Genomic DNA, 25498 nt, shown 5'->3' on the forward strand with positions numbered 1-25498 from the left:
TGTCACTTTATCGCTTGCCGTTATTTCAGAAAGCCTCTGGTTAAAGGAACCTGCCCCATGAATGAATTACCTGACACGCTGCCGCGCGAGTACATAATCAAGGCCATTCACGCCTATGACTCGGGCTTCTCGCATCGTTTCAAAGAGGCACGACTTTATGAGCTGGAATTTCAGGGGCGACGCTATCCATCAAAAGCTATTGCCGGAATTGCGGCGACGCTTTTGACGGGCAAAGCGTTTACCCCTCAGGATTTCTCCGGCGGTATCAGTTCGTAATGCGTTAGATTATTGACTGAGCAAGGTTTTCATATTGTTCAGGATAAAAATCGTGCTGCGGTGGTGAGCGACACGATCTTCCCTGAAGAACTCGAGGCGCAAACTGAATATATCGAGGGGGCAGCGACTCAGGTGACCGTGAATCGCTATGAGCGCGACCGCAATGCCCGACAGGCAGCGCTTCACCACCACGGCTATCAGTGCAAAGTGTGTGGCATGGATATGTCAAAGGTCTACGGTAAGATTGCTGAAGGGTTTATCCATGTACATCACCTGGTACCCTTATCAGTAATAAAAGAAGACTACCGCCTTGATCCCATCAATGACCTGATCCCTGTGTGTCCAAATTGTCATGCTATGCTGCACCGGCGCATGCCGCCGTATACCCCAGAAGAACTGAAAAATATGCTGTGCTAAACGCTCAAAAAGGCGCCCGCAGGCGCCTCAATGACAATCACACTCTCACCCATTCAACCCTTTCCCCGCAATCACCCCGATAAACTCCAGCACCTGCTTTTGCTTGCGCGCGGAGAGCTTTTCCACGGCGCGCAGGGATTGCATCAGTTCTGACTCTTCGGGTTCAGCGGCGCGGGCGGTGAGTACGATGCAGCCATGCATTACGCGTACATCAACGCGGGTGCCGGTGTCGAATCCGGCGGCTTTCAGCCACTGGCCCTTCATCACGATGGATGGAAACTGGACGTACTTCACCGGCAGACGGCTGTAATCAGGATAGCGGCTCGCATAACCCACCTTCAGGCGACGGTTATCTACGGTGTGCACTTCTGGATCAAATGAAACTGCAATACAATGCGTATCAGTCATGGTGACTATTCTCCGATAATAGTTACTGTGATTAGCGATGCGCAGGTGTTGGCGCACCTTCGCATCGCGCTAATAAAACCCCTGTAAATTACCCCAGTATCTTGGGCTAAGTCCAGATGTAAATAAGATGAAATAAGCGCGAATAGCACGCTTTCGGAATAAATAGAAAACTCCCTCATCCCAATAAATCCGGTATTATTCACTGTATAAATTCATTGCCTTTTGCACGCCTGAATATCCCCTCGTTCCAGAAAACAGTGCCTGTCAGCATCTGGACAAAAATGTGATTTAACTCACTGAAGCAAATAGCAAACTCTGAAACAACGTTGATTTGTACACTTTGCTTTACACTTTTAGTGATGTGAATCACAAATATAAACCCGCGAAGTGATCTGACTCTCACAAAATGGGGTGTACTCATTGAGCAATACATTATGAGCACAGCCTGGAAAGTTAAGTTTTCAGTATTTCCCCCCTCTGTGGGCGCACAACCGTGAACGACAAATCTACACGCAAAAAAAACTTGTTGAATATGAACGGGTAAAAAAATGACGTGTGATTTGCATCACTCACATTTACAGCTTTTTAAATTATTGCCAGTGATTAATGTTGACCGGGCTATTTCCATAATCAATTAAATCTTGCATAGTGCCTCCACATTATTTCTCCCCCTGGATCAGGAGGCGAATAGTTATATTTCATCAGACTTTATTGATGAACTCGATATGCTTTACTTCACATTAATACGTACATGACCACTGTTACTGGAGAAACAAAATGAATTATCCGGCAGAACCCTTCCGTATTAAAAGCGTTGAAACTGTATCTATGATCCCGCGTGACGAACGCCTTAAGAAAATGCAGGAAGCGGGTTACAATACTTTCCTGTTAAATTCAAAAGATATTTATATTGACCTGCTGACCGACAGTGGCACTAACGCAATGAGCGATAAGCAGTGGGCCGGAATGATGATGGGTGATGAAGCGTACGCGGGCAGCGAAAACTTCTATCATCTGGAAAGAACCGTGCAGGAACTGTTCGGCTTTAAACATATTGTTCCGACTCACCAGGGACGCGGCGCAGAAAACCTGTTATCGCAGCTGGCAATTAAACCGGGGCAATATGTTGCCGGGAATATGTATTTCACCACTACCCGTTATCACCAGGAAAAAAATGGTGCGGTATTTGTCGATATCGTTCGTGACGAAGCGCACGATGCCGGTCTGAATATTGCGTTTAAAGGTGATATTGATCTTAAAAAATTACAAAAGCTGATTGACGAAAAAGGTGCCGAGAATATTGCCTATATCTGCCTGGCGGTGACGGTTAACCTCGCGGGCGGACAGCCGGTCTCGATGGCAAACATGCGTGCGGTACGTGAACTGACAGAAGCACACGGCATTAAAGTGTTCTACGACGCCACCCGCTGCGTAGAAAACGCCTACTTTATCAAAGAGCAAGAGCAGGGCTTTGAGAACAAGAGCATCGCCGAGATCGTGCATGAGATGTTCAGCTACGCCGACGGTTGTACCATGAGTGGTAAAAAAGACTGTCTGGTGAACATTGGCGGATTCCTGTGCATGAATGATGACGAAATGTTCTCTTCTGCCAAAGAGTTAGTCGTGGTCTACGAAGGGATGCCATCCTACGGCGGCCTGGCCGGACGCGACATGGAAGCTATGGCGATTGGCCTGCGCGAAGCCATGCAGTATGAGTACATTGAGCACCGCGTAAAGCAGGTTCGCTACCTGGGTGACAAGCTGAAAGCCGCTGGCGTACCGATTGTTGAACCGGTGGGTGGTCACGCGGTATTCCTCGATGCGCGTCGCTTCTGCGAGCATCTGACGCAGGACGAGTTCCCGGCGCAAAGCCTGGCCGCCAGCATCTATGTGGAAACGGGCGTACGTAGTATGGAACGCGGAATTATCTCTGCGGGCCGTAATAACGTGACCGGTGAACACCACAGACCGAAACTGGAAACCGTGCGTCTGACTATTCCGCGCCGCGTTTATACCTACGCGCATATGGATGTCGTGGCTGACGGTATTATTAAACTTTACCAGCACAAAGAAGATATTCGCGGGCTGAAGTTTATTTATGAGCCGAAGCAGTTGCGTTTCTTTACTGCACGCTTTGACTATATCTAAATAATAATTATGGCCCCATCTCATGATGGGGCTTTTTTGTCTTTCTTTTCCATGAACAGGAAGCCTTTGCGGTGCCCGTTACCGTGACATAACTAAAAAAAGTAAACCCTGACTCCGACATTTTTATTATCCGCATGATGTACAAATGACAGCTGTAATTATAACGAATAGTCTACAGGAACATTTATCATGGATATTAATGCCATTGAGCGACAGAGTAGTACCCCCGGACTGATTAGCGGAACCATGTTGGTTATCGCGACCGTAGTGGGTGGCGGGATGTTTTCCCTGCCGATAGCGATGGCCGGCGTATGGTTTCCCGGTGCGTCAGTTATTCTTCTCTTTATCGCCATCATGATGTTATTAACCGGTCTGATGCTGGTCGAAGTAAACCTGCATTATGGCGCTGGTGCCAGTTTTAATACCTTTACCCAAGATTTATTAGGCCGTAAGTGGAATATCGTGGTCGGTATCGCTTTCGGCTTTGTGCTGTATATTCTGACCTATGCCTATATCTCCGGTTCGTCGGCGGTGATGGCGCAAACCGTGTTCAAATACAGCGGCGTGCGCTTTCCGGCGAATATCTCGGTGGTGATTGTCAGTATGCTGGTCGGGGCGATTGCCTGGTACAGCTCCCTGCTGGTTGGACGTATTACTACCGTGTTGATTATCGGTAAGTTTATCGCGTTCTTTGCCACCTTCTCCGGGCTGGTTGGCCATATTGAAGTGGCAAAGTTGGTCGATAGCGTGGCGGTGGCGCTGCCCGATTCGCAGTACCTGCCGTATATCCTGATGACGTTGCCGTTCTGCATTATTTCGTTTGGTTTTCACGGTAACGTGCCGAGCCTGGTTAAGCTGTATGGCACGAGCGGGGTCCCGAATATTACGCGTTCGATTATCATCGGCACACTGTTTGCCCTGCTGCTGTATATCTTCTGGCTGGGCGTGACGATGGGCAACATTAGTCGTTCCTCGTTCCCGCCAATTATTGCCAAAGGCGGCAATATCGACGTGTTTGTCGAGGCTATTAGCGGGCTGTTCACCAGCCGTTATATGGATCTGATCCTCACCTTCTTCGGCAACTTCGCGGTAGCCAGTTCACTGCTGGCGGCGACGCTTGGCCTGTTCGATTATATCGCCGATCTGTTTCACTTCCCGGATGACGGCATGGGCCGCCTGAAAACCGCGCTGGTGACCTACTTCCCGCCAGCCGCCGTGTGCTTCTTCTTCCCGAACGGTTTTGTTCACGCGATTGGTTACGCCGGTCTGGCCTTTACCATCTGGAGCGTGATCCTGCCGCCGTTCCTGGTGAAAGCGGCACGGAAACGTTTTCCGACCGCCAGCTATACCGCGCCGTGTAATAACACCGTGCTCAACCTGGTGATTGTCTGTGGGGCGGTTGTTTATCTGACGGTTGTTCTGGACGTATTTGGTCTGCTGCCAACGTTTCGTTAGACGGAGTTAAAATGAAAAACGTGTTGTCTGTTCAGTCGTCAGTCGTTTATGGCTATGCCGGAAATAAAGCCGCCGTGTTGCCGATGCAGCTTTCGGGGATCGATGTCTGGCCGTTTTACACCGTACAGTTTTCCAACCACACCCAGTACGGGATGTGGCAGGGCATGGCGATGCCGCACGGTGAGTTGAGCGCCATCATCAGCGGGCTGGATGACCTGCAAAAGCTGACGCAATGCGATGCCGTATTGTCCGGGTATCTTGGAGATAAACGCCATTGTGAAGAGGTGAAACACGCGGTCACCACCATTCGTCAGCGTAATCCGCAGGCGCTCTATTTTTGCGATCCGGTAATGGGCGACCCGCAAAAAGGCTGTATTGTCGCGCAGGGCGTGGAGTCCTTTTTTGTCGATGACGCCATTCAACTGGCCGACATAATGGGACCGAATCTCTATGAGCTGGGCGTGCTGACGGGCAGACAACTGCGTAGTTTTGACGAGGTAGTGGAAGCGGCGCGGCAACTGGTGTCGTGGGGCGTAAAGAAGGTGCTGGTGAAGCATCTCGGCGACTGCTCGCGTGACAAACAGGCGTTTGAAATGCTGCTGGTGACGGCGGAAAAGACGTTACACATCGCCAGGCCGCTGTATAGCTTTGCCAAAATGCCGGTGGGCGTAGGGGATTTGATTTGCAGCGTGATGCTGGCCTCACTGCTCAATGGTTATGAGGACAAGCTGGCGCTGGAGCGGACCACCAGTGTTGTTGACGCGGTGATGCGACTAACGAAAGAGCGCGACTCGTATGAACTGCGGCTGATAGACGCGCGTCACCAGATAATGGAGCCGCAGATTCGCTATCAGGCAACGGTACTGTAGCGCCGCAAGGAGGCTGTATGTTTCTGACATTGCTGCGGCTTCAACATCCGCTGGTCTACCGTTTTGCGTGGCTGCGTATTTGGGTCAGGGTGTTAAGAGCGTGCGGACTGCGAAAGTAAAAGGGGTGAGCATTTGCTGCTGTCGCTGCCGGATGCGGCTCGCGCCTTATCCGGCCTACAAATGAGCGTGAAACGCAGGCCTACAAATGAGTGTGAAACGTAGGCCTGATAAGCGAAGCGCCATCAGGCATAAGTGCCTGGTATTACACGCGGAAGTAGCGTGGTGGGATCAACGCGGAAAAGGCGTCGAACTTCTTCACCATCTTTTTCCAGAACAACATAACAACAATCCTCGATTTGAAACATCGGCGCTATTTTAGTCAGCGCCGACAAATCGTAAAGTCTGTCACCCCGTTCCGTTCCCGGGGCGGTGTAAACCTTTTTGGTCACCGCGTCGTCAAATACGGTTGCCGCGAATTTGACGGGGTTGACAAGGGTTTACGCCATAAACCAGTAATAAAACAGACCGACTTTCAGGCCGAGGATCACAATGTAGGCGCAGCAGTATTTCATGGTGCCAGACATTATCTGGTTGGCCTGGCCGTCCATTTTTGTGGCCGAAACCGCAATAGCGATGCTCTGCGGCGAAATCATTTTTCCGCCCGTTGCGCCAGAGGTGTTGGCCGCCGCCAGCCAGTTGGGATCGATATGCAGTTTACTGGCGGCAATGGTTTGCAGCTTGCCGAACAGAATGTTCGAGTTGGTATCGCTACCGGTAACGAACGTGCCCAGCGCGCCAATCACCGGGGCGAGGAAGACGTATGAGCTGCCGGTCAAATCAACAATCGACTGGGCCAGCGTGGAGATAATCCCGCTGAGATCCATCACCGTGGCCAGCGCGACGATCGCCATAATCGCAACAATGGAATTTTTAAGCTGGAAAATGGTTTTGATAAACACTTCCAGCATTCCGCGCGCGGACGCTCCCTGAATGAAACCGCCGATAATGGTCGCAAAGATTATCAGCATCCCCGGCGTGGTCACCCATTCAACTTTCAGCGCCATCGTTTTGCCGTCAGCCAACGTGAAATGCAGCACCGAGGCCAGTTGAGACGCTGCGCCTTTTATTGTCGGGAACAGTGGCGAACACAGCAGGATAAACACAAAAATAAACAGATAGATAGAGCCAACGCGGAACAACACTTTTGCCGAGCGCGGCGTGGTTTCGCGGGTATGGCTGACCTCAATGCGCCACTCGGGATCGGTTTTCCCTTTGCGCAGGCGGCTGACCATCGCCACGGCAAGCAGGCTGACCAGGCTCCCGGCAAAGGCAGGTAATTCCGCGCCAAGATGGATAGCGACAAAATACTGTGGAACCAGCGTGGTGATACCGCAAATCAGCGTGATCAGAAATACGCCGCGAATGGCTTTCAGGCCGCCGCCAATAATGCAGACAATCACAAACGGCAGCAGAATATTAAACAGCGCGAGCTGCAGAATAATAGTTCCGCCTAAGGTATAAACCGGCAGGTTAACCTGTTCCGCCAGAATAGAAACCGGGATCCCGACCGCGCCGAATGCAGTGGGAACGGTATTTGCCACCAGAGAGGCAATCGCCGCCTTCAGCGGGTTGAATCCCAGCGCAATAAGAATGCCGATCGGAATGGCGACCGCCGTACCATAACCCGCCGCGGCTTCAAGAAATCCACCAAAGCACCATGAAATCAGCAGCACCTGAATACGCTTATCTTCGCTAATGCTGGCGAGAATATCGCGCAGAATATCCAGCGCTTTGGTCGCCTGCATGACGTTATAACTGAAGATAGCGCCGAGGATCACAATCACAATCGGCCATAACCCCTTCAGTGCGCCATAGCCTATCGCGACTTTCAGATTCTGTACGGGCATCTCCCAGAATATGGCCGACAGCGCGGCGGTGAATACTAAAGAGATCAGCACGGAATAATGGATGGGCATTTTCAATTTCAATATTAAAAATACCATCAGTAGTAACGGAGAGAGTGCCAGGGCAAACATAAAATATTCGTTCATTGCTATTCCCGATTGGTTCATTAAACCTGATTTATATTTATGCTGGGGAGGCTACATTGCTGTTGTAATAAAGTATGTAAACTGAATCGCTTCAGTGAATAAAGTAATTATGATTTGTAGTTTTGTAACTATTGTAATCTTTTAATTAAAATTTAATGCCGGGTAAATATACTTAAATGCCGGTTAAATACCTATAAGTAGTTATTTCATAACCTTTTTAATAATGGTAGTGACAACAGTGGTAATCACCTGAAACTGTTTTCTAAGGTGTTAATAACGCTGTGGTTTGCAATATAAAAATGTGAGCGAGGCCGAAATAAATAAACCAGGGTATTGCATGCGTGAGTCGATTAGGGGATTATTTGGTTTTGTCATACAAATGAAAATACAGACATTTGCGATTGTCCTGATATAAGAAGAGGAGAGTCGTCATCAAAGGAAAACGATCAGAGCATCACCATGAACCCAGGCGTTGGTAGAACCAAAAAACAGAAAACTGGGCGTGAATTACGGCTGAACCTTTGCTTGATATAGCGATATCAAGCGCAACAAACAGAAATGAAGCAATGGAGTAGTTATTGTGAATGTAAATTTCTTTGTTACCTGCATTGGTGACGCACTGAAATCACGGATGGCACGAGACTCCGTTTTGCTGCTGGAAAAACTGGGTTGTCGCGTGAATTTCCCTGAGAAGCAAGGGTGTTGCGGTCAGCCAGCTATCAACAGTGGTTACATCAAAGAGGCGATCCCCGGGATGAAAAACCTGATCGCCGCGCTGGAAGACAACGACTACCCAATTATCTCTCCGGCGGGCTCCTGTACCTACGCAGTAAAAAGCTACCCGACGTATCTTGCCGATGAACCGGAATGGGCGCTGCGTGCTGAGAACGTTGCCGCCCGTATGCAGGATCTCACCTCCTTTATCGTCAACAAACTTGGCGTGGTGGACGTGGGCGCCAGCCTGCAGGGCCGCGCCGTGTATCATCCCTCCTGTAGCCTGACCCGCAAGCTGGGGGTGAAGGAAGAGCCGCTCACGCTGCTGAAAAACGTGCGCGGGCTGGAGCTGCTGACATTTGCCGATCAGGACACCTGTTGCGGCTTTGGCGGGACGTTCTCGGTCAAGATGGCCGAGATATCCGGCGAGATGGTGAAAGAGAAAGTCTTACATCTGATGGATGCGAAGCCGGAATATTTGATTGGCGCGGACGTTAGCTGCCTGCTGAATATTGGCGGTCGACTGCAACGAGAAGGCCAGCCGGTCAAAGTGATGCATATTGCTGAAGTGCTGATGAGCCGCTGAGGAGAAAGAGATGTCGATAAAAACCAGCGATGTAGAATTTAAACTGCGCATCCGTCAGCAGATAGAAGATCCGATCATGCGTAAAGCCGTGGCCAATGCGCAGGAGCGTATCGGCGCGAATCGACAAAAAATGGTCGATGAGTTAGGCCACTGGGATGACTGGCGCGATCGTGCCTGCCAGATCCGCGATCACGTTCTGAGCAACCTCGACGCTTACCTGTATCAACTCTCCGAGAAAGTGACGGAAAACGGCGGGCACGTCTATTTCGCCAAAACCAAAGAAGACGCCACCCGCTATATTCTGCAGGTTGCGCAGAGTAAAAATGCGAAGAAGGTGGTGAAGTCCAAGTCGATGGTGACCGAAGAGATCGGCGTCAACCATGTGCTGCAGGATGCCGGAATTCAGGTGATCGAAACCGATCTCGGCGAGTACATCCTGCAACTGGATCAGGATCCGCCTTCGCACGTCGTGGTCCCGGCTATTCATAAAGATCGCTACCAGATCCGCCGGGTGCTGAACGAACGTCTGGGCTACGACGGCCCGGAAACGCCGGAAGCCATGACCTTATTCATTCGCCAGAAAATCCGTGAGGATTTCCTCAGTGCCGAAATCGGCATTACCGGCTGTAACTTTGCCGTGGCGGAAACCGGCTCGGTGTGCCTGGTGACCAACGAAGGCAACGCGCGCATGTGCACCACGCTGCCGAAAACGCACATTGCGGTGATGGGCATGGAGCGTATCGCGCCGACTTTTGCCGAGGTGGATGTGCTGATCACCATGCTGGCGCGCAGCGCCGTGGGCGCACGTTTGACGGGCTACAACACCTGGCTGACCGGCCCGCGTGAGGCGGATAACGTTGACGGACCGGAAGAGTTCCATCTGGTGATTGTCGATAACGGTCGCTCGCAGGTGCTGGACTCAGAGTTTCGCGATGTGCTGCGCTGCATTCGCTGCGGAGCCTGTATGAACACCTGTCCGGCGTACCGCCACATCGGCGGACACGGCTATGGCTCTATCTATCCCGGCCCTATCGGCGCGGTAATTTCTCCGCTACTCGGCGGCTATAAAGATTTTAAAGACCTGCCGTACGCCTGTTCTTTATGCACGGCCTGTGACAGCGTCTGCCCGGTGCGTATTCCGCTATCAAAACTGATCCTGCGTCATCGCCGGGTGATGGCCGAGGAGGGCATTACGCCGAAAGCCGAGCGGCGGGCGATCAAAATGTTCGCCTATGCCAATAGCCATCCGGGGCTGTGGAAAGTCGGGATGATGGCGGGCGCGCATGCGGCGAGCTGGTTTATCAATGGCGGCAAAACGCCGCTCAAGGTTGGCGCGATTGGTGACTGGATGGAGGCGCGCGATCTGCCTGATGCTGACGGCGAGAGCTTCCGCAGCTGGTTTAAGAAACATCAGGCGCAGGAGAAAAAGAATGGATAACCGTACCGCGTTTTTAAACACCATCGCCCAGGCGCTGGGTCGCCCGCTGCGTTTCGAGCCGCAAGCGGATGCCGCACCGGTTAACAACTTTGCCAACGAGCGCCTGACCGAGCTTAGCCCCGAGCAGCGCTGCTCTGCGTTTATCCAGTTTGCCAGCGAAGTGATGCTGGCCCGCTGCGAACTGACCCGCGAGGACCAGGCCGCAGACGCGGCGCTGCGCCTGTGCGAAGAATTGGGTCAGCAGCCGGTGGTGCTGAGCGGCGACAGCCGGCTGGTGGAGCTGGGCATCACCCAACGCTTGCAGCAGGAATGCAACGCCGTGGTCTGGGATCCGGCGCGTGGTAGCGAAAATATTACCCAGGCCGAGCAGGCGAAAGTCGGCGTAGTGTTTGCCGAATATGGCCTGACCGAGTCCGGCGGCGTGGTGCTGTTTTCCGCACCGGAGCGCGGGCGCTCCCTGAGCCTGTTGCCGGAGTCCTCGATTTTCGTGCTGCGTAAAAGCACCATCCTGCCGCGCGTGGCGCAGCTGGCAGAAAAACTGCATCAGAAGGCGCAGGCCGGTGAGCGTATGCCATCGTGTATTAACATCATCAGTGGACCCAGCTCGACGGCGGATATTGAGCTTATCAAGGTGGTTGGGGTGCATGGCCCGGTGAAGGCGGTGTATCTGATTATTGAGGATTGTTGAGGCAGGATGGAAAACCGCTCTGGCGCTATAGGCCAGAGCGGTATCGATGTTATGCAATCACGCTGATGATCAACACGATTATCAACCCAACCACGGAGTTCACCAGCTCCAGCAGACCCCAGGTTTTCAGCGTATCCTTCACCGACAGGTCAAAGTAGCCTTTGAACAGCCAGAACGAAGCATCGTTAATATGGGTCAGGGTGTTGGAGCCCGCCGCCGTTGCCAGTACCAGCAACGCCGGGTCGACGCCGACCAGTTGACCGGTTGCCGGGTCGAGGATCGCTGCGCTAATAATCCCCGCCGCCGTCATGGCTGAGACCACGCCCTGACCGGTTGCCAGACGAATCAGTACGGTTATCAACCACGCCATGATGTACGGAGAAATGTTGCCGTGCGACATCAGCATGCCGATGGTATCGCCAATACCGGTATCGATAATGGTCTGCTTCAGAACGCCGCCCGCGCCGATGATCAGGATCACCATGGCGATGCTTTTCACCGCGTTTTCAAAGGCGTTCATCACCCACTGCATGTCGTGACCACGCGCGGTACCAAACAGCACGAAGGCGACAACCATGGCAATGAACATTGCGATTGGGGAAGAGCCTAAGAAGTTGACCACTTCCCACGCCTGCGTCCCTTTCACCAGCCAGATGTTGGCGATGGTGGTGGAGATCATGATGATCGCTGGGATCAGCGGCACCAGAATAGACACACCGAATGACGGCAGATTGTTCTGGTCAACCGGTACGTCGGCCTTCATGAATGACGGCGTTGGACGATCGAGGTTGCCGAGGAATTTCGGCAGGATAAGCCCGGCGCAGATCACGCTCGGAATGGTCACCAGAATACCATAGATGTAGACCATGCCCATGTCAGCGCCGTAGGCGTTAACCAGCGCGACCGGACCCGGCTGTGGCGGGAACAGCGAGTGGGCGGTGGTCGCTGCGGCAACGGCCGGAATGGCCAGCTTGAGGAACGGGATCTTCGCTTCCGCGGCAATGACGATCACCAGCGGCGCCAGCATAATAAATGCCACTTCATAGAACATCGCCAGGCCAAAGATCAGACCAATAATGATCACTGACAGCTGCACATAGCGCAGGCCGAGTCGCGCCAGTAGCGTATGAGCAATCTGATGCGCCGCGCCGGAATCAACCATCAGCTTACCGATGACCGCCCCGAATACTACGATAATCGCCAGTTCACCCAGCGTGCTGCCAAAGCCGGATTTCATGGTGTGCAGCAGTTCCATTAAATCCATCCCCGCCAGCATGCCGACCGAGAGCGCCGCCAGCAGCAGGGCGACCATTGAGTTTATTTTGAATCTTAGATTGAGCACCAGCATCAGACCGATGCCGAATACGACCCACAGAATATTGAGAACATGCATATAACGTCTACCTTAATTTGGTTGAACTATTATGATTTTGGTTGAGATGTTACATATATTGGTTAACCATTGATGCGATGAATGTCACATTGCGTTACATGTTTACATTGAAACTGGTCTGGTTGACCGTAATCTGGCGATCTAATCAGCAGATATCGTGATTTGGTTAACCAATTTTGTGCTTCAGGTTGACATGTAATACCAAAAGGAGGAATTTATGTGCCATATCGTCGAGTCCATAACGTAAACGAGGAATAAAACATGGAACAGACATGGCGCTGGTATGGTCCTAACGATCCGGTCACCTTAGCGGATGTACGTCAGGCGGGTGCAACTGGCGTTGTCACCGCCTTGCACCATATCCCGAACGGGGAAGTGTGGACGGTTGATGAGATCCTCAAACGCAAAGCGATTATTGAGCAGGCGGGCCTGGTCTGGTCGGTCGTTGAAAGCGTGCCGATCCACGAAGACATTAAAACCCGTTCCGGCAACTATCAGCAGTGGATCGCCAACTACCAGCAAAGCCTGCGTAACCTGGCCCAGTGCGGCATTCGTACCGTGTGCTACAACTTTATGCCGGTTCTCGACTGGACCCGCACCGACCTGGAATACGTCTTGCCGGACGGCTCCAAAGCGCTGCGTTTCGATCAAATTGAATTTGCCGCCTTTGAGCTGCATATCCTCAAACGCCCGGGTGCGGAAGCGGACTACACCGCCGAAGAGATCGCGCAGGCGAATGAACGTTTCGCCACCATGAGCGATGAAGACAAAACGCGTCTGACCCGTAATATCATCGCCGGGCTGCCTGGCGCGGAAGAGGGCTACACGCTTGACCAGTTCCGCCAGCATCTGGCTCGTTATAAAGATATCGATAAAGCCGCGCTGCGCGAGAATTTTGCCGTCTTCCTGAAGGCGATTATTCCGGTGGCGGAAGAAGCAGGCGTACGTATGGCGGTACACCCGGACGATCCGCCGCGCCCGATCCTCGGCCTGCCGCGCATTGTTTCCACCGTGGAAGATATGCAGTGGATGGTCGATACGGTCAACAGCATGGCGAACGGTTTCACCATGTGTACCGGTTCCTATGGCGTGCGGGCGGACAACGACCTGGTCGACATGATCAAACAGTTTGGCCCACGCATTTACTTCACCCATCTGCGCTCCACGCTGCGTGAAGATAACCCGAAAACTTTCCATGAAGCGGCGCATCTTAACGGCGACGTCGACATGTACGAAGTGGTGAAAGCGATCGTTGAGGAAGAGCAGCGCCGTAAAGCCGAGGGCAAAGAGGACCTGATCCCTATGCGTCCGGACCACGGTCACCAGATGCTTGACGATCTGAAAAAGAAAACCAACCCAGGCTACTCCGCGATTGGTCGCCTGAAAGGGCTGGCGGAAGTGCGCGGCGTTGAGATGGCTATCCAGCGCGCTTTCTTTAGCCGCTAAAGCGAGTTGCCGGTCACCTGTCTGACCGGCGTTTTTCTTTTCTCTTCCGTTGGTCTTTCAACGGGTTCTGGAGTTCACGATGACAACGACAATTGCCAATAGCAACCTGCCGGTTGCGCGCCCAGCATGGGACAGCTCGCGCCTGCAATCCCGCATTGTTCACCTCGGATGCGGCGCTTTTCACCGCGCGCATCAGGCGCTGTACACCCACCATCTGCTGGAAACCACCGACAGCGACTGGGGTATCTGTGAAGTTAACCTGATGCCGGGTAATGACTGCGTACTGATTGAAAACCTGCGCAAGCAACAACTGCTGTATACCGTGGCGGAAAAAGGCGCGGACAACACCGTGCTGAAAGTGATCGGCTCGATGAAAGAAGCGCTGCACCCGGATCTTGACGGCTGTGACGGTATTTTACAGGCTATGGCACGCCCGCAGACGGCAATTGTCTCGCTGACGGTCACGGAAAAAGGTTACTGCACCGATGCCGCCAGCGGTCAGTTAGATCTCAATAACCCACTGATTAAACACGATCTGGCAAATCCGACCACGCCGAAGTCGGCGATTGGTTACATCGTACAGGCGCTGCATCTGCGTCGTGAGCAAGGGCTGGCGGCCTTTACCGTGATGTCCTGCGATAACGTACGTGAAAATGGTCATGTGGCGAAAGTCGCGGTGCTGGGCCTGGCGCAGGCGCGCGACCCGCAACTGGCGCAGTGGATTGAAGCAAATGCCACTTTCCCGTGCACTATGGTCGACCGCATTGTTCCGGCGGCGACGCCAGAAACGTTGCAAGAGATTGCCGACCAGTTGGGCGTTTACGACCCGTGCGCTATCGCCTGCGAGCCGTTCCGCCAGTGGGTGATTGAAGACAACTTTGTTAACGGTCGTCCTGACTGGGACAAAGTTGGCGCACAGTTCGTTGCCGACGTGGTGCCGTTTGAAATGATGAAACTGCGCATGCTAAACGGCAGCCACTCATTCCTCGCGTATCTGGGCTATCTCGGCGGCTATGAAACTATCGCTGATACCATGACCAACCCGGCGTACCGCAAAGCGGCGTTCGCGCTGATGATGCAGGAGCAAGCGCCGACGCTGTCGATGCCGGAAGGCACCGATCTCAATGCCTATGCGACGCTGCTGATCGAACGTTTCAGCAACCCCTCTCTGCGCCACCGCACATGGCAGATTGCGATGGACGGCAGCCAGAAATTGCCGCAGCGTCTGCTGGATCCTGTGCGTCTGCACCTGCAAAACGCCAGCGGCTGGCGTCACCTGGCGCTGGGCGTGGCGGGTTGGATGCGCTACACCCATGGCGTGGATGAACAGGGACAGGTTATTGATGTTGTTGACCCCATGCTGGCTGAATTCCAGCGTATAAACCAACAGTATCAGGGGGCCGAACGCGTGACGGCGCTACTGGGGCTGAGCGGCATCTTTGGTCACGATCTGGCGGAAAACGCCGACTTTGTTGAGACGATTATCGCCATGTATCAACAACTGTGCGAGCTGGGCGCGCGTGAGTGTGTTGCCGCGTTAAGCGCTGACGCTTAATTCCCCGAACTATGACGGGTCAATCAAAATACTGATTTGGTTGACCCGTTTTCTGTTTTTGACTTGCCGCAAATGCTATAGTTCGATACCTATTCACCGTATCTGATTACACGCTTCTGACGGACATAACACGATGAAATCGAACACTTCTCAACAAAGACCCTACCAGGAAGTGGGTGCCATGATCCGCGATCTGATTGTCCAGACACCGTACCAGCCCGGTGAGCGTTTGCCACCGGAACGTGAGATTGCCGAGATGCTCAACGTCACTCGCACGGTGGTTCGCGAAGCGTTAATCATGCTGGAAATTAAGGGGCTGGTGGATGTACGCCGCGGCGCCGGGATCTACGTGCTCGACAATGCGGATGCGCAGGCTATCGACAGTACGGATGTCAATCATTGCAATGATGCGGGCCCGTTTGAGCTGCTGCAGGCGCGACAGTTGCTGGAAAGCAATATCGCCGAATTTGCCGCGCTGCAGGCTACCCGTGAAGATATCGTCAAAATGCGCCAGGCGTTACAGCTGGAAGAGCGTGAGCTGGCGTCCAGCGAGCCTAACGGCTCTGAAAGCGGTGACATGCAGTTCCATCTCGCCATCGCTGAAGCTACGCATAACAGCATGCTGGTGGAGCTGTTTCGCCAGTCATGGCAGTGGCGCGAGAACAACCCGATGTGGATCCAGCTTCATAGTCACCTCGACGATACTCACTATCGTAAAGAGTGGATGGGCGACCACAAGCAGATCCTGGCGGCATTAATCAAAAAAGATGCCCGTGCGGCCAAGCTGGCAATGTGGCAGCATCTGGAAAACGTCAAACAACGCCTGCTGGAGTTTTCCAATGTTGATGACATTGATTTTGATGGCTATCTGTTCGAGTCCTGGCCTCTGGATAAAGTTAACGCCTGATTTTCCTTCCTCTCCCACGCGGGCTGTAGCGGCCCGCGCGACGCTTTTCCGCACAAGAATGTAGCGCGTAACAAACATTCTTTTCACGTCATGAACGTCACGTAAAAAATTGTTTCCATTGCCTCAGATGATGATTTTTCCTGCGCCTCTGTACGGTACAAATTGATTTATATCAATTAAAAATAACTTATTTTTGCATGCGAAAAAATGCGTTATTTACCTTATTTTTACCTTTACGTGCTTATTTTTAGACAAAATGCGCCTGTGTTAAGTGAGAATCAAACTAATTTCCAAAGCTTTCAGGGCGAGACAGTTGGGCATTACAGTGCGTAAAAACAAACGCTTCACGCAAATGTAGACATTAATAACGGTATGTAACTTATTGGCTGTAATGATGTTTTGATTTGTGGTCATGGTTTTTGTCAATGGCTCAAGCCTTTTTAATCAAATGAATAAAAACGAATATATGTAAAGTAATAATTACACATTATTCTATAAACAAGTTATCTTTCACTTGAAATAACGTTCCATTTATCTGAGCTTTATTAACAGTTTCATTACTATTGTGACTGTATTTTGCCGTTGACTTGTTTTTACACTGACTGCATATTTCATCGCCATAAGTGTGTTTGCGTTCAGGAGATGACAATGCCCTCTCGAGATTACCCTGATATTAGAAAAGCCAGGGGAACCCGATCAAAAGATATGGTTCTTTTAAGTGCCCGTGTCGATACCTCTCTGTGGGAATATGTACGAACGCTGGCATTTGAAACCCGTAAAAGTAAACAAGATATTATTGCCGAAGCATTAATGTTGTATCGCTCTGTTAATGAGAGCGTAAACGAAGAATCCAAGTAATTACTCTCTGTTCGGGTTTTATTTAAAACCCTAAATGATATGTGTCTTGCCACTTTATTATTGCCTTCATTGGTGTGTTAGAGGCTTTCCCCTTTTCCATAGGGGGCTTTTTTATGCGGGTATTCTGCCTTCATAACAAAGTTGATAGCAAAATTCACAATTAAAAGTGAGTAATAACATGAAAAAGTCAGTAGTGGCATTAGCTGTAATGGCATTAGGGGTAACCTCCGTTCATGCAGCGGAAATTTATAATAAAGATGGCAACAAACTGGATCTGTACGGCAAAGTAAAAGCGGTCCATTCCTGGACTGACGGCACCGATGCCGATGGTACCTACGCGCGTCTGGGTTTTCGCGGTGAGACACAAATCAACGATCAACTGACCGGTTATGGCCAATTTGAAAGTCAGTTTGATGCCTCTAAAGCAGAAGGTTCTCAGAATGGCGTCAATACACGTCTGGCGTTTGCTGGCCTGGATTATGGCCATGACGTTAGCTTTGACTACGGTCGTAACTACGGTATCGCTTACGACGTGGGAGCTTACACTGACACTCTTTCAGAGTTCGGCGGTGACTCCTATGAAGATACTGACCGCTTCCTTACTACACGCACTTCTGGCGTTGCAACACTCCGCACCAAAAATCTGTTTGGTGCCGTTGATGGTCTGAGCGTCGGCGCGCAATATCAGGGTCAGGATGACTCTAACGCTAACCCGGCAAAACAGCACGGTAATGGCTACGGCTTCTCGCTGGGCTATGACAACATCGCGGATTCCGGCGTATCTGCCATTGCGGCTTACACCACCAACGCGGTGACGGCTCAGCAGAAACGAAGCGGCTGGGAAGGTGAAAACGCAGAGTTCTGGGGCGCGGGTCTGAAATATGATGCTAACGCTATCTACGTCGCGACCATGTACGGCGAGTCCCACAACCTGATTCAGGATGCGGACAAAGCTGAGCACTTTGAAGCGATGGCTGCGTATGTGTTTGATTTTGGTCTGCGTCCGAACGTGGCTTACGTCCACGCGCGTGATAACAACAATAATGACCTGACCGAATACGTAGCGCTGGGTACAGACTACTACTTCAACAAAAACATCGTGGCTGATGTGGGTTACAAAATTAACCTGCTCGATGGCGCTGATGGCGACAACCAGGTTGTTGCGGGTCTGACCTATCAGTTCTAAGTTTTTGTTCTGATCTGCAAAAAGGCGTCTTAGTTAAGACGCCTTTTTTACCTCTGTCGGCGTTTAAACCGGCTGACTCTCTTCCTGCTGTACACCGCTAAACAGCCATTGCCAGATGCCCACTTTTACCCATGCGACCACGCAGAGGATCAGATAAAAAAGCGGATTATGCGTAATAGTTACGCGCATGACTTCCATTAAATCCACATGCAAATTTCCGGCAATGGCCATATTGATAACAAAAATAGAGGCTACCGCGCTGGCCAGTAAAATAAATACGGCCTGTAACCTGGTTATCTCCGGTAGCCTGCCAGAAGCCCATTGCCATAAGAAAGTCGTTGTTAACAGGAAGATAATAAACAATCCTAGTGCGCCAAACAGGCCAAAGTCTTTATAATCCTTTAGCGTGCCAATTAAACCAGCCAAAATAATTAACCCCAGCAGTATTTTTTTAAACCACGACATGTACTTTTCCCGACGATGGTGTTGATGTTGAATTAATATGTCCATTTTTACGCATTTTAAATTGAGTTTATAAATGAACAGCCGGGAATTATAAATTGTCTGGCGGGTAATTACCGATTATTTGCGGTTTATTAAATGTTGACATTTAATTGCGGATTAATCCGAATATATTTGTTTAGAGGCTATTGATTATACCCTTTTGGGCGAAGCGAAACGCTGTTTATATAATTGCATCAGGCTGATAAGCGCCGCAATGAACAACGCGACGGCGCCGCACAGCGTGGCGTTAACGATCGCCTGTGCGCCGCTTCCCAGCAGGCTGGTTAATAACGGCCCGAGTATTTGTCCAATGCCGTAAGTCAGAGTGACCAGGCCCAGCAGATTAATATTACGCGGGACGCTAAGTTGACGGGCGAGCGGCATCACCAGTGAAGTGGTCCCCATAAACGTTGCGCCAAACCCCACGCTGCTTATCACCAGCAGCAGCAAGGAGTCGCTGGCGAGCGTCATCACCACGCAGGCGCTTTGAATCAGCAAATTCGCCGTCAGGCATTGCAAAACTCCCCAGCGTCGGGCGGCCCACAGCCAGGCGAAACAACCTGGAATTATCGATATGCCGACCAGCGACCAGAGATGGGCAGTCAGCAGCGGCGAACCGGCGCTTTTCGCCATTAGCGGTAGATAGGTGGCGACAATGATGTAGCCAAATCCGGCCAACCCGTACAGCAGCGCCAGCAGCCACCAGGACATCGGCTGATGTTCCGTTTTTACCGGCGCCGCGGCGGGGAGGGCATGATCGCGAGATGGCAGGAGTATAACCAGTAGGACAAAGAACAGAGCTGACGCTGCCGCTGCGCCCAGCCAGAGGGTGTGCGATGACAGCGCAAAATGCAGACCGCTAATGACATATTCATTGCCCAGCAAAATGCCTGCGCCAACGCCGGAGAACAACGCCGCGATCACGAAGGGATGCCGGGTATGATGCAGAACGATCATTGAGCCAAAGATCATCATACCTGCACTGGCGACGCCCGCCAGAAAACGGATCAACATCACCAGCGCGGGCTGCGTAAAGCTTGCCATCGCCAGAATCAACCCCGCAGTAGCGAGCGCGGACGTTAGCAACATCGGGCGTAAGCGTGAGGGAAGATGAAAGAGCCCGAAGGAGAAGAGCAGGCTTCCTGCCAGATACCCAGAGTAGTTGGCGCTGGCAATCCAGGAAAGCTGGTCAAATGTGAACTGACCTTCCGACAGCAGCACCGGGAGCATTGGCGTATACAGAAAGCGCCCAATTCCCATACCCAGCGTTAAGACCAGCATGCCAAACAGCGCGACGCTGATAGCATGACGATTTGAATCTGGGCTTTCCTGGGACATACGGGCTCTCATTTCACGCTGCTATCTGATAATTGTTATATTACATGCGTAAATGATAATGAAAAGTAAAATAAAACGCAGTGCCCTCGCGCGTTCAGGAAGGAGGGAAAGTGGCAATGCAGCGCCAGTCTCCGTTTTCAAGGCGGTAGATAGATTCGGTATGACCCGCAATTACCCACTCATTCTCCTCGCCAGCAACGCAGTCGATGTAAATACACAGCCCGCAGCCACCGCGTAGCTCGCGGGGAATATCGGCCACCCGAAAGCAAATACCTGCAGCCTGTAGCGCTTTACGCGTTTTGATGACGCCGAGAGTAGTGTGAAACAAGAACAGGGCTTCCTTCACTCACGTTTCCCCTGACGTTGACCAATTAACGCGGCCCCAATTGCCCCGGCAAACTGCGCGTCGGGATGCGTGTGCACGGGAATACCCACGTGGCCTTCGAGCATACGAGCAAAGGCGCGACTGTGGCTTACCCCGCCGGTAAATAACAGTGGAGCCTGTGCAGAAAGCCGCCCGATGAAGTTTGCGCTGCGTCTGGCCATCGCGTTGATTACGCCAGCTAAAATTGCCTCCGGCGCGACACCCGCAGAGCGCAGGCTGATGACCTCAGACTCGGCAAAAACCGTACACATGCTGGTGATGGCATGTGGTTCGACGCCAGCGGTGATCGCATCCAACTGATCTACGCTGGCGCCGAGCGTACGTGAGATGACTTCCAGAAATCGCCCGGTCCCTGCCGCACATTTGTCGTTCATCAAAAAATCGCTGAGGTTGCCATCATCATCTAACTGGATGACTTTACTGTCCTGACCGCCGATATCAATCACTGTGCGGGTACCGGGAGCCAGCAAGCGTGCCCCCAGCCCGTGGCAGGAAATTTCAGTGACCTGTTTGTCGGCATAATCCACGAGCTGCCGTCCGTAGCCTGTGAGGGTTAAAAATGGTTTATCGTCCAGCCCGGCCTGCAGCGTTTCCCATGCCTGCGCGATCGCTTCGGCAGGGCGAAAAGGCGTTGGGCAGAGGAAGCGACGTTTGATGACGTTCCTTTCCAGCAAAATACCTTTCGTCGCCGTGGAGCCGGAATCGATCCCTATTGAGAATCTCATTCCTGTTCCTCACAACATTTCAATGAACGCGGCGACACGGGTGCTAAGCTGGCCGATATCCGCGCTGGAGTAATCGGTTTCAATAGCGATGTAGGGAATGTTGTGCTGCTGGCGGACGTGGCGTTTAATGGCCAGTGATTCAACGGCGTAAGTGTGGCAAGCCTGTAAAATGACATCGACGACGCCGTCAGCCTGGTACTCTTCAACCATTTGGCTAAGCATTTTCAGGCGTTGATCGTTAGGGGAAATACAGGAGCAACCGATGGCGAGGTATTTATCGGTCAGTGCGTCGTAGACGTCGCCAGTTTCCGCCACGCACTGCTCAGTGGCTTTCGCGCCGGTGCAGTTTTCATAACCCACTACCCAACCGCCGTTTTCTTCAATGGCACGCACCACTTTTTCTGCCGCGCCGCCAATGGGGCAACCGGTTATCAGTATGCGTGGACGTGATGCCAGGCGTTTCCCGGCCTGCCATTCCTGATGTACCCGTTCGGCCATGCTATTAAGCTCGTCGATCAACGATTCTTTATCAAAGCGGAAGGTTGCGCCGTAAACAACTTTCAGAATGTCACTGCCGCTGAGTGCGGGTGGATTGAGTTGGCCAACGCGGTAAAAATTCGCCAGTGCGCGACGCTCCTGATTTTTTAGAATGATGGCTTCACGTAGCGCAGCTTCGGTAATCGGGGTGCCAAAACGGGCTTCGACAGCCTGCTGCAGACGTAGGATCTCGGCTTTCCATAGCGCACGCGAAGCCGCATCGTTGGCGCTGTTGGGCAGTTGCATCACATGTACCGCTTTAAATTCAGCCATGTACTCGTACATCTTCTTTTTACCATCGCAGGTCGTTTCGCCCACCACGAGGTCAGAGAAGTAGAAGTACGGGCATTTATCAGTTTTACCAAACCCGTAGCTGCTTTTGATCAGCGGACACAGATTACGTGGTAGATCTTTTTCGGCTTCTTCTATGGTTTCATCAGAGGTTGAGCATAGCGAAACGACTACCGCGCCCGCCGCCATCGCTATCTCCTGCGGCATAAAGGTGCAATAGGTTCCAACGAGCGGGATACCCTGCTCTTTAAGATCCATTACGGTGAGAAAACCTTTCTGACGGGCGTCGGAGAACTGGTTGAAAATGGCGGGTAAATCGGTGATTAGCGACATGATTTTCCTTCCCCGTAACACGGGAGAGAGTAAAAGACGTCGCATTATAACCCTGTAATTTATCTGGCTTTATTGATGTACAACAATTGTACGCTTACAGGTTACGACTGTAGACCCGCGAGACTTCCCCCCACGGGTGATAGCCTGGCCCGTCAAAGTAAAATCCCGCTTTCTCGTATAACCCTTCCAGGTCGGTACATAAATGGAGCTGCATAAAGCCCAGTTGTCTGGCCTGACTGGCAATATGTTCAATCAGGCGAAATGCCAGACCGCGTCCACGGTAGTGAGGATCGATATAGAGCGCACATAGCCACGGCCACAGTTCGCCGCGACTGATAAAATCATTGGTGATCAATCCGGCGCAGCCAATAATGCTGTCGCCGTCCTGCAGCCAGTACCACTGCGGTAGCGGATTCTTTGCGCCAATACAACGGTGCAACGCATCCTCGTAAACCTTCATGGAGTCTTCTGAGGCCCATTGTTGTTGAAAGTAAGCGGTGACCTCGTGCAGCTTTTCCGGCGTCTCGCGCAGGGAAAAAATGCGGATGTTGATTGTCATTGAATTTTTCTCCTTAAAAATTCACCAGCGTCAGCAGGGAAGGTATTTGCGACAACAGATATAAAACCAGCCCAATAGAACCGCCGACCAGCGTGCCGTTGACGCGGATAAACTGCAAATCTTTACCGATGTTCAGCTCAATTTGCTGCGACATATCGCGCGCATCCCAACTTTTCACCGTGTCGCTGATATGGCGCGTCAGGAAAGTGGCGAACTCCGGCGCCACTTTATGCGCGGCCTGCTCCAGATGCCCATTCAGTGAGGCGCGCAGAGCGCTGTCGGCAACCAGCGTTTCGCCGAACCACTGCCCGGCGCTGGCAATGCGCTGCTTCACGCGCGAATCATCGGCGTTTATGTCGGTTTTCACCCACTGGCGCAGGTCTGCCCACAGTTCGCCAAGATAACGGTTGAAGGCTTCGTCTTCCTTCAGATAGCTTTTCATGCTTTCGGCCCGCACGGCCATCTCCGGATCGTGTTTGAGCTTATCGATGAGCTTAAACGTAGCGCGATCGAAGGCGTGGCGGATCTGATGCGCACGATCGTGGCTGATGTCATCCAGCAAGGAGTTAACGGCATCAGACACCAGTTCGGCGCTGTGCTCGCCCAGCCATTCGGTCGGCAGGATCTTCGCTTTCAGCGGATGTTCGGTTTCCAGCCAATGCACGACCTGTCTGGCGATAAATGCCCGCGAGCTGTCGCGCTGGAGCAGGGCGATCAGTTGGGCGATCAGCGTGTCGAGCAGCACCTGATGGCGATTGTTTTTAGTCATGCTTTCCAGCATCAGCGCGCTGGTACCGGAGAGATCGACCTTGTCGATGGCCTTGTGTACCGCCCGCTTGATCAGCCTCTGAATGCGCGAGTCGTCGGTCAGTTCGAGAAAACCGCTCATAATTTGCAGCAGATGCTGGCCGATGCGCTGGGCGTTTTCCGGCTGGCTGAACCAGTTGCCGATCAACAGCGCCGGTTCATGGCGGCGGATCAACGCGACCAGCGACTGGGTGTCGAGAAATTTTTCCTGCACAAATTGCCCGAGATTTTCGCCGATCCTGTCCTTATTACGCGGGATAATAGCCGTATGTTGCGAGATAAATGGGATCGGCACCCGACGAAAAAGCGCCACCACGGCAAACCAGTCCGCCAGCGCGCCGACCATCGCCGCTTCGGCGATCGCTTTGATCCCCAGCACCCAGAAGTTAGGCGGCAGAAACAGCGTGATGACGAAGGTCGCGGCGGCAATCAGCAGCAATGAAAGCGCCAGCCGCTTGGCGCGTTTGAGTTCAGCAATTTTATTCATAGGCTTAAGGATAGAGCCAGACGGGGGGATCGCGCAAAAAATGTGGAGCGCCTCCCATTTTCAGATGGGTAAAGCTTACTCCGGGATCCAGTTGTCCCAGGCGGGCAAGGGGCCGAGTTCCGCCACCAGAAAATCGATAAACGATCGCACCTTCGGATTGCTGTACTTGCTGGGAAAGTACAGCGCATACAGGGCGTGAGTTTCACAGGTGATGGTGCCGTCGAGCATCAGCGGCGTTATCTCTTCTTTTTGAATATGATCGCCAATCAAATAGGTAGGCAAATACGCCACTCCCTGATCTTCTAACACCGACTTCAGTAATACCAGGCTGCTGTTGGCCTGGATTGGCATATGCAGTTTTAACTGGTGCAGGCGATCCTGTTCATCCGCCACCTTCAGCACCGGCGTGAGGCCTGGGTAAACCAGACAATCATGGTTGACCAGGTCGCTTCGGCGCTGGGGCATGCCTTTTTTGGCAAGGTAGCCGGGTGAAGCGCAGTACGCCCAACGGACTGGCACCAGCTTGCGCATCGCATAGTTCTGCGGCGGTGCGGTGGAGATGCGCAGGGCGATGTCGAAATCCGTTTCGTTCAGATTCACGAAGTTATCGTTGAGATCGATATACAGATTCACATCCGGAAACTGGGAGCGATATTTATCCACCAGGTTCACCAGTCGGGAATAACCAAACGCAATTGAGCAGGTTATGCGTAATTCACCCTGCGGGCTGTGGTAATAACCGGAAGTGGTATTCAGCGTTTCATCGAATTCTTTCAAAAGCTTATTAGCGCGGTTGAAGAGATATTGCCCGGCGTCGGTCAGGGTAATACTGCGGGTCGTGCGTTTAATTAATGTCGTGCCCAGCGTGTCTTCCATCGCGGCCAGGCTTTTGCTGACCGCAGACGGCGATACATTGAGCTGCGCCGCGGCTTCTGACAATCCTCCGCAGTCGACGATTTTAGTAAAAAATTCCAGATGCTTGAGTGAAATCGGCGTACTCATAGTTTCCTTTAATTCACAAGTGATTTGCAAAAACGGTACGAATAGGCCGTTACATTCGCCTTTTAAACATGCAACTATTGAATCACAGGAAACAACTTGCTGGCAAAATGAAAAAATAACAACTTAGGTGAGTTA

At 52.1% G+C, this 25498-nt stretch carries 22 protein-coding genes and 1 pseudogene; 12 read left to right on the top strand and 11 right to left on the bottom strand.

What is annotated here, in order from left to right:
• Positions 1–57: 57 nt before the first annotated feature.
• Positions 58–693, top strand: a pseudogene (locus OGV80_RS01350) (HNH endonuclease).
• A gap of 45 nt (positions 694–738) precedes the next feature.
• Here OGV80_RS01350 and symE read toward each other — a convergent pair.
• Positions 739–1101, bottom strand: coding sequence for an endoribonuclease SymE (gene symE / locus OGV80_RS01355; protein WP_286513350.1), 363 nt, complete (start codon positions 1099–1101; stop codon positions 739–741).
• 777 nt (positions 1102–1878) lie between these two features.
• Between symE and OGV80_RS01360 the strand changes: the two genes are divergently transcribed.
• The 3 genes from OGV80_RS01360 to pdxY all read left to right on the top strand — a co-directional run bounded on the left by OGV80_RS01360 (position 1879) and on the right by pdxY (position 5573).
• Entirely contained in the window at positions 1879–3249 is a 1371-nt protein-coding gene (locus OGV80_RS01360; protein ID WP_003837154.1) for a tyrosine phenol-lyase, read from the top strand.
• A gap of 189 nt (positions 3250–3438) precedes the next feature.
• Positions 3439–4704, top strand: coding sequence for an aromatic amino acid transporter (locus OGV80_RS01365; protein ID WP_043018282.1), 1266 nt, complete (start codon positions 3439–3441; stop codon positions 4702–4704).
• 11 nt (positions 4705–4715) lie between these two features.
• Positions 4716–5573 carry a pyridoxal kinase PdxY gene (gene pdxY, locus OGV80_RS01370; protein ID WP_286513356.1) on the top strand — a complete coding sequence of 286 codons (858 nt, stop codon included), beginning with the start codon at positions 4716–4718 and terminating at the stop codon, positions 5571–5573.
• A gap of 497 nt (positions 5574–6070) precedes the next feature.
• On the opposite strand, the gene OGV80_RS01375 is transcribed toward pdxY, so the two are convergent.
• Positions 6071–7624 carry an L-lactate permease gene (locus OGV80_RS01375; RefSeq protein WP_043018284.1) on the bottom strand — a complete coding sequence of 518 codons (1554 nt, stop codon included), beginning with the start codon at positions 7622–7624 and terminating at the stop codon, positions 6071–6073.
• A 580-nt stretch (positions 7625–8204) separates the two neighbouring features.
• On the opposite strand from OGV80_RS01375, the gene OGV80_RS01380 reads away from it, so the two are divergent.
• Genes OGV80_RS01380 through OGV80_RS01390 form a run of 3 tightly spaced genes read left to right on the top strand, consistent with a single transcriptional unit; the run spans position 8205 to position 11050 of the window.
• On the top strand, positions 8205–8924 hold the full coding sequence (locus OGV80_RS01380) for a (Fe-S)-binding protein (protein WP_043018285.1): 720 nt from the start codon (positions 8205–8207) through the stop codon (positions 8922–8924).
• A gap of 10 nt (positions 8925–8934) precedes the next feature.
• Entirely contained in the window at positions 8935–10362 is a 1428-nt protein-coding gene (locus tag OGV80_RS01385) for a LutB/LldF family L-lactate oxidation iron-sulfur protein (protein ID WP_043018286.1), read from the top strand.
• Positions 10355–11050, top strand: coding sequence for a LutC/YkgG family protein (locus OGV80_RS01390; RefSeq protein ID WP_087050964.1), 696 nt, complete (start codon positions 10355–10357; stop codon positions 11048–11050). Before OGV80_RS01385 ends, OGV80_RS01390 begins: the two co-directional genes overlap by 8 nt.
• A gap of 49 nt (positions 11051–11099) precedes the next feature.
• Here OGV80_RS01390 and gntP read toward each other — a convergent pair whose 3' ends face one another.
• Entirely contained in the window at positions 11100–12443 is a 1344-nt protein-coding gene (gene gntP, locus OGV80_RS01395; protein ID WP_193145946.1) for a gluconate permease GntP, read from the bottom strand.
• A 261-nt stretch (positions 12444–12704) separates the two neighbouring features.
• Between gntP and uxuA the strand changes: the two genes are divergently transcribed.
• The 5 genes from uxuA (at position 12705) to OGV80_RS01420 (ending at position 18395) form a co-directional block, all read left to right on the top strand.
• A complete protein-coding gene (gene uxuA, locus OGV80_RS01400; protein WP_043018288.1) occupies positions 12705–13889 on the top strand; it encodes a mannonate dehydratase in 1185 nt (394 codons plus the stop codon).
• A gap of 79 nt (positions 13890–13968) precedes the next feature.
• Positions 13969–15444 carry a fructuronate reductase gene (locus OGV80_RS01405; protein ID WP_087050965.1) on the top strand — a complete coding sequence of 492 codons (1476 nt, stop codon included), beginning with the start codon at positions 13969–13971 and terminating at the stop codon, positions 15442–15444.
• Positions 15445–15577: 133 nt separating this feature from the next.
• Entirely contained in the window at positions 15578–16351 is a 774-nt protein-coding gene (uxuR, locus tag OGV80_RS01410; protein ID WP_043018290.1) for a Uxu operon transcriptional regulator, read from the top strand.
• A gap of 648 nt (positions 16352–16999) precedes the next feature.
• Complete coding sequence (locus OGV80_RS01415; protein WP_043018291.1) at positions 17000–17209, top strand: hypothetical protein; 210 nt, start codon at positions 17000–17002, stop codon at positions 17207–17209.
• A gap of 178 nt (positions 17210–17387) precedes the next feature.
• On the top strand, positions 17388–18395 hold the full coding sequence (locus OGV80_RS01420; RefSeq protein WP_043018292.1) for a porin: 1008 nt from the start codon (positions 17388–17390) through the stop codon (positions 18393–18395).
• A gap of 63 nt (positions 18396–18458) precedes the next feature.
• Here the strand turns inward: OGV80_RS01420 and OGV80_RS01425 are convergent, their stop codons facing one another.
• From OGV80_RS01425 to OGV80_RS01460, 8 genes are all read right to left on the bottom strand, one after another.
• The gene (locus OGV80_RS01425) at positions 18459–18860 is read right to left on the bottom strand and encodes a hypothetical protein (protein ID WP_043018293.1); all 402 of its coding nucleotides are present in this window, start codon (positions 18858–18860) and stop codon (positions 18459–18461) included.
• Positions 18861–19049: 189 nt separating this feature from the next.
• Positions 19050–20237: an MFS transporter gene (locus tag OGV80_RS01430; RefSeq protein WP_220771574.1), complete on the bottom strand. Its 1188-nt coding sequence runs from the start codon at positions 20235–20237 to the stop codon at positions 19050–19052.
• A 94-nt stretch (positions 20238–20331) separates the two neighbouring features.
• On the bottom strand, positions 20332–20583 hold the full coding sequence (locus OGV80_RS01435; RefSeq protein WP_047406431.1) for a putative Se/S carrier protein: 252 nt from the start codon (positions 20581–20583) through the stop codon (positions 20332–20334).
• Positions 20580–21347, bottom strand: coding sequence for a putative 2-hydroxyacyl-CoA dehydratase activator YjiL (gene yjiL, locus OGV80_RS01440; RefSeq protein ID WP_043018296.1), 768 nt, complete (start codon positions 21345–21347; stop codon positions 20580–20582). The genes OGV80_RS01435 and yjiL overlap by 4 nt, the downstream gene beginning before the upstream one ends.
• 9 nt (positions 21348–21356) lie before the next feature.
• The gene (locus tag OGV80_RS01445; protein ID WP_080625773.1) at positions 21357–22508 is read right to left on the bottom strand and encodes a double-cubane-cluster-containing anaerobic reductase; all 1152 of its coding nucleotides are present in this window, start codon (positions 22506–22508) and stop codon (positions 21357–21359) included.
• Positions 22509–22602: 94 nt separating this feature from the next.
• A complete protein-coding gene (locus tag OGV80_RS01450; protein ID WP_043018298.1) occupies positions 22603–23067 on the bottom strand; it encodes a GNAT family N-acetyltransferase in 465 nt (154 codons plus the stop codon).
• 13 nt (positions 23068–23080) lie between these two features.
• A complete protein-coding gene (locus OGV80_RS01455) occupies positions 23081–24361 on the bottom strand; it encodes a DUF445 domain-containing protein (RefSeq protein ID WP_043018299.1) in 1281 nt (426 codons plus the stop codon).
• Positions 24362–24436: 75 nt separating this feature from the next.
• A complete protein-coding gene (locus OGV80_RS01460; protein ID WP_003830068.1) occupies positions 24437–25363 on the bottom strand; it encodes a LysR family transcriptional regulator in 927 nt (308 codons plus the stop codon).
• Positions 25364–25498: the final 135 nt, after the last annotated feature.

The organism is Citrobacter sp. Ce119 (assembly GCF_030334525.1).
Classification (GTDB): Bacteria; Pseudomonadota; Gammaproteobacteria; order Enterobacterales; family Enterobacteriaceae; genus Citrobacter; species Citrobacter europaeus.